This is a genomic window from Rhizobium sp. 01L410 (assembly GCF_056400165.1).
The window spans coordinates 127,462-143,336 of sequence record NZ_JBFTST010000001.1 but is presented as its reverse complement, the minus strand read 5'-3'; the positions used below and the strand labels follow the sequence as shown (position 1 = coordinate 143,336).

Sequence of the window (15,875 nt, the reverse complement as noted above, 5' to 3'; positions counted from 1 at the left end):
GTCACGCTCCCTTCAATCGCGGATCAAGCAGCACATAGCTGACATCGACGATGAAATTGGCGACCAGCATGGTGGTGGTCATGATCAGGAGCTGTCCCTGGATAACGGGGTAATCGCGGGCCAGGATTGCCTGGTAGAGAATGTTGCCGAGGCCGGGATAGTTATAGACCACCTCCGTGACCAGCGATCCGCCGAGGATGGTGCCGATGGCGATGGCGAGCGACGAGACGGTCGGCAGCAGCGCGTTGCGCGCGGCATACCAGATCATCACGTGCCGGTCGGAGAGGCCCTTGGCGCGGGCCATGACGATATAGTCTTCGCCGAGCAGGTTGATCATGTTGTTGCGCATGGTGACGGCAAAGCCGCCGGTCATGACGGCGCAGAGCGTGATCATCGGCAAGATGGCATGATAGAGCACACTGCCGATATATTGCAGCGTGAAGGCCGGATCGAGCGACGGATCGGCGGCATAGCCGTTCGGAAACCAGCCGAGCGTGAAGCCGAAGATGAAGACGACGATCAGCGAGGTGACGACGGCCGGAACCGACGTCGCGAAGATCGCCACGACCGAGACGATGACGTCGAAAGCGCTGCCGCGCCGCCAGGCGGCGAGAATACCGAGGAAGCTGCCGATAGTGAAGCTGATGACCGTCGCGGTGCCCATCAGGCCGACGGTCCAGACGAGGGCATGACCGAGAACCGAGGTGACCGGCAACGGGAAATACTTGACCGAGCGGCCGAGATCACCGGTGAAGATACTGCCGAGATACGTCAGATATTGCTGCCACAGCGGCCCGTCCACGAAACCGAAAGTCAGCTTCAATGCCTGCAGGCTCTCCGGCGGCAGTTCGGCACCGGCGCTCGAGAACATGATCTGCACCGGGTCACCCGGCATCAGGCGCGGCAGGAAGAAATTGATCGTTGCCGCCGCGATGAAGGCTGCCAAGTAGAAAGCCAGGCGGCGTAGCAGGAAAGCCATGGAAACTCCGTGAAACCGGGAGCGGCTGAGGGGAGCCGCTCCCGAGGGTCCGTGCTTACTTTACCGGCTCGAGAGCGAGCAGGTTCAGAAGGCGAGCGGGGTTGGTGCGCGAGATGGACGGATTGACGAAGGGGTTCTCCTTGGTCGACCAGCCGGTGAAGCGCTTGGTGTTGTACTGATACCAGTTCGGGTTGTTGAAGACCGGGATCATCGGCAGATTTTCGGCAACGATACGCTGAGCCTTGTTCATCGCTTCCTTCTGCTTGCCGAGATCGGCGGTCTGCGTGAACTGGGTGACGAGAGCTTCGACCTCGGGATTGAACCAGCGCTGCGCCGTGAAGCGTGTCTTGCCCTTGTCCGAAGCGCTGAAGGCGCGCTTGTAGGGATAGTAGGGCGACGACGAGGCCGGCAGGCTGTTGATCGCGGCGTCGAACTTGCCTTCGATCAAGTCAGAGGTCCAGACGGCTTCTTCCGGGGTCTCGATCTTGGCGTCGATGCCGACGGCCTGCATGCCTTCGATGGCGATGTTGACGGTATCGATCCAGTCGGTCCAGGAGTTCGGCACGATGATCGTGAACGAGATCTTCGAACCATCCGGATTGTCGCGGAAGCCGTCGCCATCCTTGTCTTTGTAGCCGGCTTCGTCGAGAAGCGCCTTGGCGGCGTCGGCGTCATAGGCTGCCGACTTGCCGAAATCGGCCTTCACGGACGGGTCCGCCCAGCTCTTGTAGAGCTCGCCCATCAGGCCGGGATCTTCGTTCAGCGTCGGATAGCCGTAGCCTGCGACGTCGATCATCGTCTTGCGGTCCAGCGACATGGAGACCGCGCGGCGGAACTTCACGTCGTTGAAGGCCTTCTTGTTGCTCTCGTTGGCGGTTTCCTGGTTGAACAGGAAGGCCACCATGCTGCTCGGCGAATACCAGTAGTGATAGTGATCAGGGTCCTTCGAGACATAAACATTGTCGATATCGGGAATGAAGGAAACGCCCCAGTCGAGCGTGCCGTCGGCAGTTGCCGTCAGGATCTGGTTGTTGTCGGCGAGCTGCGGGAAGCGCATGCAGTCGACCTTCAGGTGCTCGGCATCCCAGTAGTTCGGGTTGCGGCACTGGTCATAGGTCTGGCCGGTGAAGCGCGGAACTTCGGTCAGCGGACCACTGCCGACGGGCGTTTCGTTGGCGAAGGTGACCGGATCGGCAACGTCCTTCCAGACGTGCTCGGGAACGATCGGCAGCTGCGACAGCTGTTCGGCCGCGAGCGAGCTCGGGTCCTTCAGCGTGAAGCGGACGGTCTGGCCATCGACGGCTTCGACGCCGGTGATGAAACTCCAGATGCTGACGAAGTCGAGCGCCGGGAATTTCTTGAGATATTCGTAGGTGAACTTGACGTCGGCAGCCGTCAGCGGCTTGCCGTCCGACCACTTGAGGCCCGAGCGCAGCTTGAACTCGATCGTCTTCAGATCGTCGGACTGCTTGAAGCTTTCGGCCAGGCGGAAGACCGGCTTGTTGCTGTCGAAGCGGTTGAAGATCACCAGCGGCTCATAGATGAAGTCGAGCGTGGACTGGCGCGACGAGGTCTGGTTGAACGGGTTGAAGTTGCGAACCCAGGTCGTCGCCGGTTCGATGTTGGCGGTCAAAACGGTTTGCGCCATGGCGGTGCCGGACAGCAGTGACAGAGCTGTTGCGGCGGCGAATATGTATTTTTTCACTTTATTCCCCTTGGTTGGTTGCTTCGCGAACCGGGCTGATCAGGCGGCCAGCACGGTCTTGAACATGTCCTCGACTTCCGCATGTGCAGCGCGGACGTCGATCTTGAGATTGCCGAGGCGGGCTTTGCCGGCCTCGATACGGGCAAGCGCTGCATCCGTCAGCGGGCGGGCGGCCCTGGCGGCTGCTTCGCTTTCCGGAATGTCGCCGTGGCTGTGAAGCGCGATGTCGAAACCGGCGTCGAGCACCTGCTTGACGCGTTCCGGCATGGTGCCCTGCAGCGATTCCATGAAGATGCAGTCCGAGATCAGAACGCCCTCGTAGCCCATATCCTTGCGGATCACGTCATGCATGACCGGCGAGATGGAGGCGGGCAGTTCCTTGTCATAGGCGGTATAGACGACGTGGGCGACCATGGCCCAAGGCGTGTCCTTCAGCGCCACGAAGGGCTTGAAATCGGTGGCTTCGAGCGTCTCGCGCGATGCGTCGACGACCGGGCGCTCCTTGTGAGAATCGAGCGTTGCGCGGCCGTGGCCCGGAATGTGCTTCATGACGGGCATGTTACCGGTTTCGAGCAGGCCATCGACGACCTCGCGGCCGAGGGCGGCGATGATGTCGGGATCGGCACCGAACGAGCGGGCGCCGATGACGGCGCTCGTGGTCGGGAAGACCAGGTCGAGAACCGGCGAGCAGCCGCTCGTCAGGCCGAGCTCGGTCATCATCGCGCCCATGGCCTGGGAGGAAAGGCGAAGTGCACGCTTGGCGAGTTCGAGATCACGCTGAGCGAGCTCGGCAAAGGCGCCGAAGCTGCGGAAGAGCGGCCATGGACCGGCATCCAGATGCTGGACGCGTCCGCCTTCCTGGTCGGTGAAAACCGGCGCATCCTCACGGCCAACAGCCTCGCGGAAGCGTTCGATCAGCACCTTGACGTCGCCGGGGGTCTTCAGGTCGCGGCGGCCGACGAAGAGACCAAGCGGATTGGTTTCGCGAAACAGCGCGAACTCGTCGTCCGACAGGGTCGGGTTGGGCATGCCGACGAAAAGGGCGAGGGGGGTCTTGGACACTCTTTATGCTCCGGTATCAGTTCAGGTCTTTGGCTTGCTTCTGAGCATGCCTTCGTAGATGCCCTTGTCGGGCGCGGGGATAGGTACGGCGCCAGCGGTCTTGGCGTAGAAATCGACCGGGCCTGCGTCGCCGATGAAGGCATAGGCGTGGCCAAGCGTCTTCATCGTCTGAAGGCAGGCGGAAAAGAGGGCGAGGCCGATGCCCTTGCCGCGGGCTTCAGGTGCCACGCCGGTCGGGCCGAAGAAGCCGCGTGCCGTGGTGTCGTAGCAGGCAAAGCCGAGAAGCTTGCGGCCATCGACGGCGATCAGACAGGCATTGGGCTGGCGGGAAAACGCCACGGTGACTTCGCTCGCCCAGTTCTCGCTGAAATGCTCGCGAACCCAGGCGGTAACGACATGCATTTCCGGCGGCAGAGCCGGACGGATGGTGACACCGGTTTCATCGGCCTTTAATCTCAGTCCGTCGAGCGTCTTCGAATATAGGTTTACCAGCAGGTCGGGCACCTGTCGTCCTCCAATATTCCGTTATTACGGAATGTATCCCCTTTTTATGACATAGACTTCGTCGTTTCGATCCTGGATGTCAACAGGGAATCTGGGTGAGGACAGAACGCCGCGCAGGGGGCGGCAGAACGCAAATAGCCCGGCGCTGCGCCGGGCTATCCAAGGCTCTTGCAAGATCAGTGATTTAGCGCGCTGCCCAATTGGCTCCGCGGCGGAAAATGGTCTTCATTTCAGGTACACTGAATTCCTTGGCCTGATGGCCGAGCGAGGAATAGAAGACGCGGCCCTTGCCATATTTGCGCTTCCAGACGACTGGCATCACGACGCCGTCGATCCAATAGGCATGGTCGCCGGTGAAAGTGGTGGTCGCCAGCACTTCGTTCGACGGATCGACATGCATGTAATATTGCTCCGACGTGTAGGGGAAATCGACGATCCCCTCCATCACAGGATCATTGGGCTTGGTAATGTTGACCTTATAGTCGATGATATTGCCCGGGTGGGCGACCCACTGGCCGCCGATCATGAACTGGTATTCGACGCACTCGCGAAAGCTGTCGCCGGCGCCGCCGTGGTAGCCGGCAATGCCGACGCCGTTTTCGACGGCGGCTGCTAGGTTCTTGATCTCTTCCTTTTCGATCTTCGACATGGTGACGATCGGCACCACGAGGCTGAGATCGTGCACGGAAGGGTCCGCGAAGGCTTCGGTGCTGTGCTCGACATAGACCTTGAAGCCGTCTTCCTCCAGCATGTCCTTGATGATGACGGCGCATTCCTGCGGCTCGTGGCCGCTCCATCCGCCCCAGACGATCAGTGCTTCACGCATGCATATTCCTCCTGAAGATTACTTGGCGAGCCGCCCGTCGACGAGCGATTCCGATAGCGGCGCGGGCCGCTCCGTGGCCGTGGTGATAGTGACCGTGCGGCCGCTTTCAGAGGCCGTGTGGAAGGCTTCCATGACCTCGAGCACATGCAGCGCCAGGCTGCCGTTGGCGCGATGCGGCCGGTTCGAGCGGATGGCATGGGCAAGGTCGGCAACGCCGATCGAGCGGTAGTTGCCATCGGCATAAGGCGAGGTCAGTTCCTGCGGCTCGAAGCTGCCGCCCTTCTTGAGGAACTGCACTTCGCCGCCGAAATGGTTCGGATCGGGGACGATCAATGTGCCCTCGGTACCGTAGACTTCAAGCGGCACATGCTTGTGGCCCGCAACATCGAAGCTCATGCCGATCTGCACGACCGCGCCATTGGCAAAGGCCATGACACCGGCCACATGGGTCTGCACGTGAACCGGGATCTTCTCGCCGTTGCGCGGTTCGCTGGTGATGACGCGCTCCTTGCGCGGCGCCACGGCGAAACCGGCAACCTGCGCGACCGGACCGAAGAGATTGACGAGATCGGTGATGTAATACGGCCCCATATCGAGCATCGGCCCGCCGCCGACTTCGTAGTAGAAGGCCGGGTTCGGGTGCCAGCGCTCGTGGCCGGGGCACATGAAGGTTGCCGTGCCGCCGACCGGCTGGCCGATGACGCCCTGGTCGATAAGAGTCCGCGCCGTCTGATGGCCGCCACCGAGGAATGTATCGGGCGCCGCGCCGATGCGAAGATTCTTCGCCTTGGCGGCTTCCGCTAATTTTTTCCCTTCCGCGAAATTAATGCCGAGCGGCTTTTCGGAATAGGTGTGCTTGCCTGCGTCCAGCGCCTGCAGGCCAACGGCGACATGGGCCTTCGGCACCGTCAGATTGACGATGATCTCGATCTTGGGATCGGCGAAAAGCTCGTCGATATTCTCTGCCGGGACATTGAATTCCGCCGCTTTCGCATCCGCCAGGTCGCGGTTGAGGTCGGCCACGCCCCTGATGTCGAGGATCGGGAAGGAAGCCATCGCCTTCAGGTAGGCGCCCGAAATATTGCCGCATCCGATGATGCCGATACCGACTTTTTCCATAAGTTCCTCCCAGGATATGTATCTGTCTCAGCGCTACAGCGCTGGCCCCGTGGTGCTCCAGGGCGATTCATAGAGTTCGTAAAGTGCGACGGCGGCAGCACCCTGCGCCCAGAAATCGTCGCTGGAATCGTCGAAGATGAGTTCGGTCACGCCCTTGAGAGATGGCGGGATCGCCACCGCATAGGCGTCGCGAAGGCTGTTCAGGAACGGCTCTCCCAGTGCCAGGCTGGATCCTACGAGGATGACGCGGGGCGGCGCAAAGAGTGTTACAATATTGGCGACCGTCAGGCCGACTGCCTCACCGGCGCGAATGGCCGAGGCGATCAGCGTGTTGTCCTCGGCCTTGATCAGCGCCTGGGCGTGGGTCATGCCGCGGCCGAGCCGGATCGCTTCGGCAAAACGGCCGTCGGCCTGCTGGTCGCCGAGGATAGCGCTTTCGCCTGCCTGCGTTGAAAGCCGCACCGTGCCTTGCGGCCCCATGCCGAGCACGAGGTCGCCGAGATTGTGGCTGAGGCCGCCCGCGCCGCGGAAGAGCTGGTTGCCGTGCAGCACTCCAAGGCCCAGCGTTTGTTCGAGCGAAATCAGCACCATGTCTTCCAGGTCACGCGCCTTGCCGAACCAGTGATGAGCAAGCGTGATGGCGTGAGCGTCGCTCTCGACGATCGTCGATGTGCCGAGCCGCGCCGTCATCTCGGCGGCGAAATCGACATTCACTTCGCGGAAGATCGGGCTGCTGCGCACATGGCCGGTGCGATGTTCGATGACACCGGGAAGGCCGAGGCAGACGGTATCGACATCCTCAAGCGAGAGCCCGGCATCGACCACGCAGCGGCGCACGCCGTCTTCCACGAGATCGGCGATGACGGCGATCGGCTGCCGGTCGATGCGGATCGGAAGCGCCAGCTTTGACAACACGTCGCCACGAAAATCGGTGACGACGAAAATCATGCGGTTGGCGGCGATCTTGGCGCCGACGACGCGGGCGGCATCCGGGTTCAGCTCCAGCATCACCCGCGGTCGGCCGCGCGCCGCCTCGTTGCGGATGTCGCCTTCGTGTCGCGGCAGGATGAGGCCGTCGTCAAGCAGCGAAGCGGTGATCGCGGAAACAGTCGTCGTCGACAGCTGGGTGCGTTCGCTAATCTCCACACGCGAGATCGGCCCGTGGCGGCGGATCGTATCCAGCACGTTCAAGCGATTGATCGCGCGCATCAATTCGGGATCTGCGGTCTTCATGAAATCTAGCCGGGCAATCGCTTGAATGGGGCCGTGGCCCAAATATTTTCGACGGGTTACGAATTAAATAACAGGCAGTAACAGGTCTCTGTCAAGCCAGAACGGCAAAAAATTGGGCAGTTGGGTTGACATTGTGCGAAAGCTCCGTTGAATTAATCCGCATAGGGGAAAAATTGTGAGGATGGAGCCCCTGGGAGGAAAAATCATGACGTATATGCACAAGGGCCTGGCCCTTCGCGGCAAGCGCATTGCATTTCTGGCAGCCGCTGCAGGGGTTTCGCTGATACTCGGCGCCAGTGCGGCTTCGGCGAAGACTGTCGTCAAATGGCTGCATCTGGAGCTTGATCCGAAATTCGTGGCGAAATGGGAAGAGATCGTCAAGAAATACGAAGAGCAGCATCCCGATGTCGATATCCAGATGCAATTCCTGGAAAACGAGGCCTTCAAGGCCAAGCTGCCGACGCTTCTGCAATCCGACGACGTGCCCGATTTCTTCTACAGCTGGGGCGGGGGCGTCCTGAAACAGCAGTCCGAAACCGGCGCGCTGCAGGAGGTCACGGCCGCGCTCGACGCTGATGGTGGCAAGCTGCGCAAACAGTTCACGCCCGCCTCCGTGAACGGCATGTCCTTCGACGGCAAGGTCTGGGCCATTCCTTACAAGGTCGGCCTCGTCAGCTTCTTCTACAACAAGGAGCTGTTTGCCAAGGCCGGCGTGAAGGCCGAAGACATCAAGAGCTGGGCCAATTTCCTTGATGCCGTGAAGAAGCTCAAGGACGGCGGCGTCGTGCCGATCGCCGGTGGCGGCGGTGAGAAGTGGCCGATCCATTTCTACTGGAGCTACCTCGTCATGCGCGAAGGCGGCCAGAAGGTGTTCGACGCTGCCAAGAAGGGCGAGGGCGAAGGCTTTCTCGATCCGGCGATCATCAAGGCCGGTGACGATCTCGCCGAACTCGGCAAGCTCGAACCCTTCCAACCCGGCTATCTAGGCGTGACCTGGCCGCAGGCGCTCGGCGTCTTCGGCGACGGCAAGGCGGCGATGATCCTCGGCTTCGAGAATACCGAAGCCAACCAGCGCAAGAATGCCGGTGACGGCAAGGGCCTGGCGCCCGAGAATATCGGCCGCTTTGCCTTCCCGACGGTCGATGGTGGCGCGGGTAAAGCTACTGATACGCTCGGCGGTCTGAACGGCTGGGTGGTCACCAAGAAGGCGTCCAAGGAGGCAATCGATTTCCTCGCCTATCTGACGAATGCCGATAACGAGCGGGAAATGGCGAAGAACGCCATGCTGCTGCCGGTCGCTGTCGGTGCCGATGACGGCGTCGTCAACCCGCTGCTCGCCGAATCTGCCAAGCAGCTCGCCGGATCCACATGGCACCAGAACTTCTTCGATCAGGATCTCGGCGCCGCCGTCGGCCGCGTCGTCAATGATGTCTCGGTGGAAATCGTCTCGGGCCAGATGAGCTCGAAGGATGGCGCGCAGCAGATCCAGGACGCGTTCGAACTGGAGCAGTGATCCACTCCGCATTCTCTTCCCGGCGCCCGCAAGGCGCCGGGACCTGACCAGGCGCATGCGAAAGCAGGACACATGGCTGATATTTCCGTTTCAACTGGCATCGGCGCGAAAGGCCTTTCCAAGAGTGCGCGAAAGAACCGCAGTTCGATCGCGCATGACCGCTGGGCCATCTTGCTGTTCTTCCTGCCGCCGGCGCTGATCCTCTTCACGCTCTTCGTCATCATGCCGATGGGCGAGGCGGCCTGGTACAGTTTCTACAAGTGGAACGGCTACGGCACGCCAACCGAATTCATCGCGTTCAAGAACTTCCAGGTGTTGTTCCGCAATGCCGCCTTCAGTCAGGCGCTGATCAATAACGGACTGATCATCATCATCTCAATCGCCATCCAGGTGCCGCTGGCGATCTGGCTTTCGACCATGCTGGCGCACCGCATTCCAGGTGTCGTCACCTACAGGCTGATCTTCTTCCTGCCCTACGTCCTGGCGGATGTCGCGGCCGGTCTAATCTGGCGCTTCGTCTACGATGGCGACTATGGCCTGTTTGCTGCGACGGCCAACTTCTTCGGCTTTGCCAATCCCTATGTGCTGGCCGACAAGGACGTGGCGATCTATGCGGTGCTCGGCGTCGTCGTCTGGAAGTACTTCGGCTTCCACATGATGCTGTTCATCGCCGGCCTTCAATCCGTGGACAAGAACGTGCTCGAGGCAGCCGATATCGACGGCGCTTCCGGCTGGCAGAAGTTTCGGTACATCACCTTGCCGCTGCTCGGCTCGACGCTGCGCCTGTCGATCTTCTTTGCGGTCATCGGCTCCCTGCAGCTCTTCGACATGATCATGCCGCTGACCGGCGGCGGGCCGTCGAACTCTACGCAGACGATGGTCACCTTCCTCTACACCTACGGCGTCATGCGCATGCAGGTCGGCCTCGGCAGCGCCGTCGGCGTCGTGCTGTTCATCATCTGCGTGACGCTCGCCTTTGGCTACAAAAGGATTTTCATGCGCAATGACTGACACGACCGACACAATTCGCATGCAAACGGGGACGAAGGTCTATCTCTACGTCTCGCTGACGCTGATCGCCGCCCTGGTGCTGATCCCGCTGCTGACAACGGCGCTTGGCGGCTTCAAGACGCTGGGCGATCTCCGCGTCAATCCCTTCGGTCTGCCTGCCGAATGGCAGTGGTCGAACTATACCGACATCCTGTTCGGCGAGCGCTACTGGCTACAGATCTTCAACTCGCTGGTCATTGCGGTGCTGACGGTGTCACTGACGCTGATCGTCTCGTCGATGGCGGCCTTCACATTCGCGCATGTGCGTTTCTTCGGCTCGTCCTTCCTGCTGAACTATTTCCTGCTCGGGCTGATGTTCCCGGCTGCCACCGCCATCCTGCCGCTCTTCATCCGCATCCGCGATCTCGGGCTGCTGGATACCTATTGGGGCGTGGTGCTGCCGCAGGTGGCCTTTGGCCTCGGTATGAGCATTCTCTTGTTCAGGAACTATTTTCGCAACCTCCCGGAAGAATTGTTCCAGGCCGCCTTCGTCGATGGCTGCGGCTATCTGCGCTTCTTCTGGTACATCTCGCTGCCGCTATCTCGGCCGATCATCGCCACGGTCAGCATCATCTCCTTCGTCGGCAGCTGGAACAGCTATATCCTGCCGCTGATCATGCTGAATTCGGAATCGAAGTATCCTTGGCCTCTCGGCATCATGGTGTATCGCGGCGAGTTCGGCACCGAATGGCAGCTGGTGCTTGCCTTCATCACGCTGACGATCATGCCGACCATCATCGTCTTCTTCCTGGCCCAAAAACACATCATCGCCGGCCTGACGGCGGGAGCGGTGAAGTCCTGAGCGAGTTGAAGTTTGCGCCGTGGCCGCTACCATGGCCGGGCGCAGGCTTCACGGGGGATAAAGCGAATGGCTCCGATCGTCGTCGATCCGGACAAGGTGCATGAATTCGGCAATGCGGGGGAATTCTACGACTGGCTTTCGAAGCATCACGATAAAGAAAACGAGGTCTGGATCCGCATCTTCAAGGTGGCCTCGGGCCTGCCATCGATCACGCCCGTCGAGGCGATCGATGCCGTGCTCTGCTGGGGCTGGATCGATGCGGTGCGCAAAAGCCTCGATGAGAAAAGCTATTTGCAGCGCTACACCCGGCGCACGAAGAACGGAACATGGAGCCAGATCAACGTCGACAATGTCGCCCGCCTTATCAGCGAAGGCCGGATGACCGGTCACGGTCTGCGCGAGGTCGAGGCCGCCAAGGCCGATGGCCGCTGGGACCGTGCCTATGGCAGCGGCAAGAACATGGAGATCCCCTACGATCTTCAGACTGCGATCGATGCCGATCCGAAGGCAAGCGAGATGCTTGCTGCTCTCAGCGAGCAGAACCGCTTCGCGCTCGCCTTCCGGATACACAATATGAAGACGCCTGCAGGCCGGGAGCGGAAGATCGCTGCTTTCGTCGAGATGCTGGCGAAAGGCGAGACGATCTATCCGCAGAACAGGAAGCCGAAGGGCTGAGTCTCAGAACTCGGCCCCGTCCCAGAGCGCATGAAAGTGCTGCACAGGGCCGTGGCCGGAACCGACGGTCAGTTCACCGGCTGCCGCGACCGCATCAGCGAGGTATCGTTTGGCAATGCCGAGCGCCGCCTCGGGCGACTTGCCTTTGGCGAGCTCTGCGGCAAGTGCGCTCGACAGCGTGCAGCCTGTGCCATGGGTATTCTTGGTCGCAACCCGCGGTGCCTCGAACCAGGTGATGTGGTCGGCGCTCGCCAGGACATCGGGGCTGTCGGCGCCACCGAGATGCCCGCCCTTGAGCAGCACCATCTTGGCACCCAGCGCCAGCAGTCTGCGCGCCTGATCCTGCATCTCATCGCGGTTTTCCGCATGTTGCTCGCCCAGCAGCGCGGCCGCCTCCGGCAGGTTTGGGGTCAGCGTCGTTGCGAGCGGCAGGAGACGCGTGGTCAGCGCGCCGATTGCGGCAATGTCGAGGAGGGTGGCGCCGCCCTTGGCGATCATGACGGGATCGAGCACGATGGGGATGCCGCGATGCGGCTTCAGGGCATCGGCGACCGCCTCGGCAATCGCGGCATTGGCGATCATGCCGATCTTGACGGCATCGACGCGCACATCGGCGAAAACCATGCGGATTTGCTCGGCGACAAAGTCCGGAGAGACCGTCTGCACGGCGGAAACGCCGGTCGTGTTCTGCGCCGTCAGCGCCGTCAGGACGGCCATGCCGTAGGTGCCACGCGCGGAGAAAGCCTTGAGATCGGCCTGGATGCCGGCGCCGCCCGAGGGGTCGGACCCGGCGATCGAGAGAACGTTACGGATCATGAGCGTGCCTTTCTAATGCTGGCTGCGATGGCTGCGGTCGCCGCCTGCGGATCGGGCTGGCCGCAGATCGCCGAGACGACCGCAAGGCCCTCGGCGCCGGTGGCAAGCACCGGGCCGACATGCTCGGCCTTCAGCCCGCCGATCGCTACGGAGCGAACCGGGCAGGCGCGAACGAGATCGGCCAGACCTGTAAGGCCGACCGGTTGCTTATGGTCAGGCTTCGTCGCGGTGGCAAAGACCGGGCCGATTCCGGCATAATCGACGATGGCGGGATCCACCGCGGCGGCAAGCGCCGCCGTCTCGACCGACAAGCCGAGGATCATGTCCGGCCCGATCTTCCGGCGAGCTTCAATCGCGCCGAGATCGTCCTGGCCGATATGCAGTCCGTCGGCATTGAGCGCGATCGCCGCCTCGACATCGTCGTTGACAATGAGCAGCGCGTTGCTGCCCGTGAGCACATGCTGCAAAGCCCGGCCGGTTTCGATCATTTGCCGGGTGTCCGCCGTCTTGTCGCGCAGTTGCACGATGGTCGCCCCGCCGGCAACGGCGGCACGCGCGGTTTCGACAAGCCCGTATCCGGCACAGAGATCCGGATCGAGGACGAGATAGAGGGAGAGGTCGAAGGTCTTCACGCCACGCTGATCCTTGCCGCCTGATCGAGGCCCGGACCGTCGATTGCCGCGAGCGCATCAAGGAAACGCCAGGAGAAGGAGCCGGGGCCTTTCGCTTCCAGCGCCGCCTGTTCGCCGGCGACGGCAAACATTGCCAGCGCTGCGACCGTCGCATCGAAAGTCTCCTCGGGCGCAATCGCGGCAAAGGCGCCGGTCAGGCAGGTCAGCGAGCAGCCGAGCGCGGTGATCTGCGGCATGAGGGCCGAGCCGCCGGCGATCCTGACAGCACGCGTCCCATCGGTGACGAAATCGACCGAACCGGTGACCGCAACGACTGCGCCATACTGCGCGGCAATGCTGCGCGCCGCACCTTCGGCCTGCTCGACGGGGTCGCGGCTGTCGACGCCCTGGCCACGGCTTTCGCTGCCGGCAAGCGCGATGATCTCCGAAGCGTTGCCGCGGATGATCGTTGGGTTGAGGTCCAGGAGTGCGGCCGTCGTTTCGCGGCGGAAACCAGTGGCGTAGTGGGCGACCGGATCAAGAACCCAGGGCTTGCCGTTGCGGGCAGCCGCCTTCGCTGCCTGCTTCATGCCACTGACCCAGGCGGGCGACAGCGTGCCGATGTTGATCGTCAGCGCCCCTGATATCGCCGCGAACTCACCGGCTTCCTCCTCTGCATGCACCATGGCAGGCGAGGCGCCCGCCGCCAGCACGACATTGGCAGCAATGTTCATCGCGACGTAGTTGGTGATGCAGTGGACGAGTGGCGGCGCGGCGCGCAGCGCGGTCAGCAATTGTCCGGGTGATCTCGAAGTCGTCATCTTGCGTCCCTTTTGGAGCGGGGCAAGACGCGGGAGGCCGGGCAATCGCTGCGGAGGGCCTCGAGCGACTCCCTCCGCCAGCATTATCTGGTTCAGGTTCGAAGGGTACTTCTCAGCCCGCCTTTCGGCGAACGCCCCTGTCTCTCAACACAGCCGTCTTCGCAAATTATCGTCGGCTTGTCACTCCCTATCAGTTGAGCCGGGCCTCGCCGCTGACGATACGCTGCTCGCCTTCATCGAAAAGATGAACGGCATCATGAATGGGCGCAACCTTCAAGATGTCGCCGGGCGCCGCCCTGATCCGCTCGCGGAAGACGCAGCTGATCGTCTGTGTACCCAGTCTGGCGATGACGAGCGTTTCCGATCCCGTCGGCTCAACGACGACAGTGGTGATCTCGATGCCACCGGGGTCGAGCCGGAGATGTTCGGGGCGGATGCCGTAGGTTACCGCATCGCCCGGACGGCGGTCGCTTGGGAGGATGATGCCGTCTTCGGTGCGGAAACCCACATCCGTCATGCTGCCCTTGATGAAGTTCATGGCGGGCGAGCCGATGAAGCCCGCGACGAACAGATTATTGGGCCGGTCGTAGAGATCGAGCGGAGAACCGGACTGCTCGATCCGGCCGTCCTTCATGACGACGATCTTGTCGGCCATCGTCATGGCCTCGATCTGGTCGTGGGTGACGTAGATCGTCGTCGTCTGCAGCCGCTGGTGCAGTTCCTTGATCTCCGAGCGCATCTGGACGCGCAGCTTTGCATCGAGATTGGAGAGCGGTTCGTCGAACAGGAAGACGGCCGGGTCGCGGACGATTGCCCGGCCCATGGCAACACGCTGGCGCTGGCCGCCGGAGAGCTGTTTCGGATAGCGTTCGAGCAGGCTTTCGAGGCCGAGAATCTTGGCGGCATTGCCGACGCGCTTGTCGATCTCTTCGCGCGGCATGCGCTTCAGCCGCAGCGAGAAGCCCATGTTCTTGGCGACCGTCATATGCGGATAGAGCGCGTAGTTCTGGAACACCATGGCGATGTCCCGGTCCTTCGGCGCCAGTTCGTTTACGACGTGCTTGCCGATCTGGATTTCGCCGCCGGTAATGCCTTCGAGGCCTGCGATCATCCTGAGCAGCGTTGACTTCCCGCAGCCGGACGGGCCGACAAGGACGACGAACTCGCCGTCGCGGATATCGACGGAGACGCCCTTGATGGCCTTGAACGCGCCGTAGTCCTTGCGTGCATTATTGACTGAAACATGAGCCATTATCGTCCTCCCCAGGCTGCGATCAGAGCTTGTTCAAGGTGTTTCGGAGATAGCTGAGCCCAACGCGCTCACCCTCCTTGCGGGCCTCCAGGTCCTTGCCCGGCCAGCCATAGGCGGCATCCTCATGCTCGATGGAGATCGTGCCGTCGAAACCGTAGCCCACGGCCTGTCGCAGGAATTTCGTCCAGTCGAGCAGGCCGAGGCCGGGCAGCTTGTATTGCCACCAGCCCTTGCCATGATAGCCGATGGCCTGCTGTACGGCGGGATCGATCGCGGTGTCCTTGGCATGGAGGATGGCGATGCGATCCTTGACGTCCTCGAGCGCCTTATAGGGATCGACGCCGATGCGCAGGAAATGCGAGGGGTCGAATTCCAGCCCGAAGCGGCGGTCTGGAATGCGCTTGAACAGCTCCTCGTAGCCCTTCGGCGTCGTGCCGACGAAATTGTCCTTCGGTCCCGGCCAGTTTTCGATCGCAAAGATGAGTCCGCTTGCCGCCGTCTCGGCGATCAGGCCGTTGGTATAGGCCGCGAAGTCGTCGTAATTGGCCTCGTCGCTGGCTTCATCGTTTCGTCCCGGGAAGATCACAAAGATCGGTACGCCCACCTCGCCGATCGCCTGGGCGAACTCCGAGGTGCGCGAGCGCAGATCCTTGCGCTTGGCATTGTCGGCGTCGAGCTGGTTGCCGAAATAGGTGATGGAGGAGACGAAGAGGCCGCGCTCGCGGGCAAGTGCCACGGCAGAGCGAACCTTGTCGGGCGTCTTGATATGTCCGCCGACATCGATCTCGATGGCATCGAAACCGGCGGAAGCCGCGAAGTCGACCACTTCTTCCAGCGGCCGGTCGTTGAACGTCGACGTATAGAAACCGATCTTCATCAAATCCTCCCAGGCGCCGCCGCGGCGGCT

The 15,875-nt window shown here is 61.8% G+C and carries 16 protein-coding genes and 1 riboswitch; of the genes, 4 read left to right on the top strand and 12 right to left on the bottom strand.

All coding sequences use genetic code 11. The features are described 5' to 3' along the window. Position 1: 1 nt before the first annotated feature. The 7 genes from AC1DV9_RS00635 to AC1DV9_RS00605 form a co-directional block, all read right to left on the bottom strand. The gene (locus AC1DV9_RS00635; protein ID WP_477945563.1) at positions 2-979 is read right to left on the bottom strand and encodes an ABC transporter permease; all 978 of its coding nucleotides are present in this window, start codon (positions 977-979) and stop codon (positions 2-4) included. Between the two features lie 55 nt (positions 980-1,034). Then, positions 1,035-2,684: an ABC transporter substrate-binding protein gene (locus AC1DV9_RS00630; protein ID WP_112388412.1), complete on the bottom strand. Its 1,650-nt coding sequence runs from the start codon at positions 2,682-2,684 to the stop codon at positions 1,035-1,037. Between the two features lie 39 nt (positions 2,685-2,723). Further along, positions 2,724-3,746 carry a glycoside hydrolase family 3 N-terminal domain-containing protein gene (locus AC1DV9_RS00625; RefSeq protein ID WP_477945561.1) on the bottom strand — a complete coding sequence of 341 codons (1,023 nt, stop codon included), beginning with the start codon at positions 3,744-3,746 and terminating at the stop codon, positions 2,724-2,726. Between the two features lie 21 nt (positions 3,747-3,767). Then, positions 3,768-4,250, bottom strand: coding sequence for a GNAT family N-acetyltransferase (locus AC1DV9_RS00620; RefSeq protein WP_477945559.1), 483 nt, complete (start codon positions 4,248-4,250; stop codon positions 3,768-3,770). A 184-nt stretch (positions 4,251-4,434) separates the two neighbouring features. Then, on the bottom strand, positions 4,435-5,076 hold the full coding sequence (locus AC1DV9_RS00615) for a ThuA domain-containing protein (RefSeq protein ID WP_477945557.1): 642 nt from the start codon (positions 5,074-5,076) through the stop codon (positions 4,435-4,437). A gap of 18 nt (positions 5,077-5,094) precedes the next feature. After that, entirely contained in the window at positions 5,095-6,195 is a 1,101-nt protein-coding gene (locus tag AC1DV9_RS00610; protein WP_477945555.1) for a Gfo/Idh/MocA family protein, read from the bottom strand. A 33-nt stretch (positions 6,196-6,228) separates the two neighbouring features. Next, entirely contained in the window at positions 6,229-7,428 is a 1,200-nt protein-coding gene (locus AC1DV9_RS00605; protein WP_477945553.1) for an ROK family protein, read from the bottom strand. Between the two features lie 205 nt (positions 7,429-7,633). On the opposite strand from AC1DV9_RS00605, the gene AC1DV9_RS00600 reads away from it, so the two are divergent. From AC1DV9_RS00600 to AC1DV9_RS00585, 4 genes are all read left to right on the top strand, one after another. Continuing rightward, entirely contained in the window at positions 7,634-8,941 is a 1,308-nt protein-coding gene (locus tag AC1DV9_RS00600) for an ABC transporter substrate-binding protein (protein ID WP_477945551.1), read from the top strand. Between the two features lie 72 nt (positions 8,942-9,013). Further along, a complete protein-coding gene (locus AC1DV9_RS00595; RefSeq protein WP_477945549.1) occupies positions 9,014-9,952 on the top strand; it encodes a carbohydrate ABC transporter permease in 939 nt (312 codons plus the stop codon). After that, on the top strand, positions 9,945-10,793 hold the full coding sequence (locus tag AC1DV9_RS00590) for a carbohydrate ABC transporter permease (RefSeq protein ID WP_112596703.1): 849 nt from the start codon (positions 9,945-9,947) through the stop codon (positions 10,791-10,793). Before AC1DV9_RS00595 ends, AC1DV9_RS00590 begins: the two co-directional genes overlap by 8 nt. 66 nt (positions 10,794-10,859) lie before the next feature. Then, positions 10,860-11,468 (top strand): YdeI/OmpD-associated family protein, encoded by a 609-nt coding sequence (locus AC1DV9_RS00585; protein ID WP_477945547.1) that lies wholly within the window; start codon positions 10,860-10,862, stop codon positions 11,466-11,468. 3 nt (positions 11,469-11,471) lie between these two features. On the opposite strand, the gene thiD is transcribed toward AC1DV9_RS00585, so the two are convergent. The 5 genes from thiD to AC1DV9_RS00560 all read right to left on the bottom strand — a co-directional run bounded on the left by thiD (position 11,472) and on the right by AC1DV9_RS00560 (position 15,845). Beyond that, positions 11,472-12,284 (bottom strand): bifunctional hydroxymethylpyrimidine kinase/phosphomethylpyrimidine kinase, encoded by an 813-nt coding sequence (gene thiD / locus AC1DV9_RS00580; RefSeq protein ID WP_477945546.1) that lies wholly within the window; start codon positions 12,282-12,284, stop codon positions 11,472-11,474. Beyond that, on the bottom strand, positions 12,281-12,916 hold the full coding sequence (thiE, locus tag AC1DV9_RS00575; RefSeq protein ID WP_477945544.1) for a thiamine phosphate synthase: 636 nt from the start codon (positions 12,914-12,916) through the stop codon (positions 12,281-12,283). Before thiE ends, thiD begins: the two co-directional genes overlap by 4 nt. Next, complete coding sequence (gene thiM / locus AC1DV9_RS00570; RefSeq protein ID WP_477943253.1) at positions 12,913-13,716, bottom strand: hydroxyethylthiazole kinase; 804 nt, start codon at positions 13,714-13,716, stop codon at positions 12,913-12,915. Before thiM ends, thiE begins: the two co-directional genes overlap by 4 nt. Before the next feature lie 52 nt (positions 13,717-13,768). Continuing rightward, a riboswitch (TPP riboswitch) is annotated at positions 13,769-13,865 on the bottom strand. A 41-nt stretch (positions 13,866-13,906) separates the two neighbouring features. Continuing rightward, a complete protein-coding gene (locus AC1DV9_RS00565) occupies positions 13,907-14,968 on the bottom strand; it encodes an ABC transporter ATP-binding protein (RefSeq protein WP_477945542.1) in 1,062 nt (353 codons plus the stop codon). Between the two features lie 22 nt (positions 14,969-14,990). After that, positions 14,991-15,845, bottom strand: a complete 855-nt coding sequence (locus AC1DV9_RS00560) for a sugar phosphate isomerase/epimerase family protein (protein ID WP_477945540.1) — start codon at positions 15,843-15,845, stop codon at positions 14,991-14,993. Positions 15,846-15,875 lie beyond the last annotated feature (30 nt).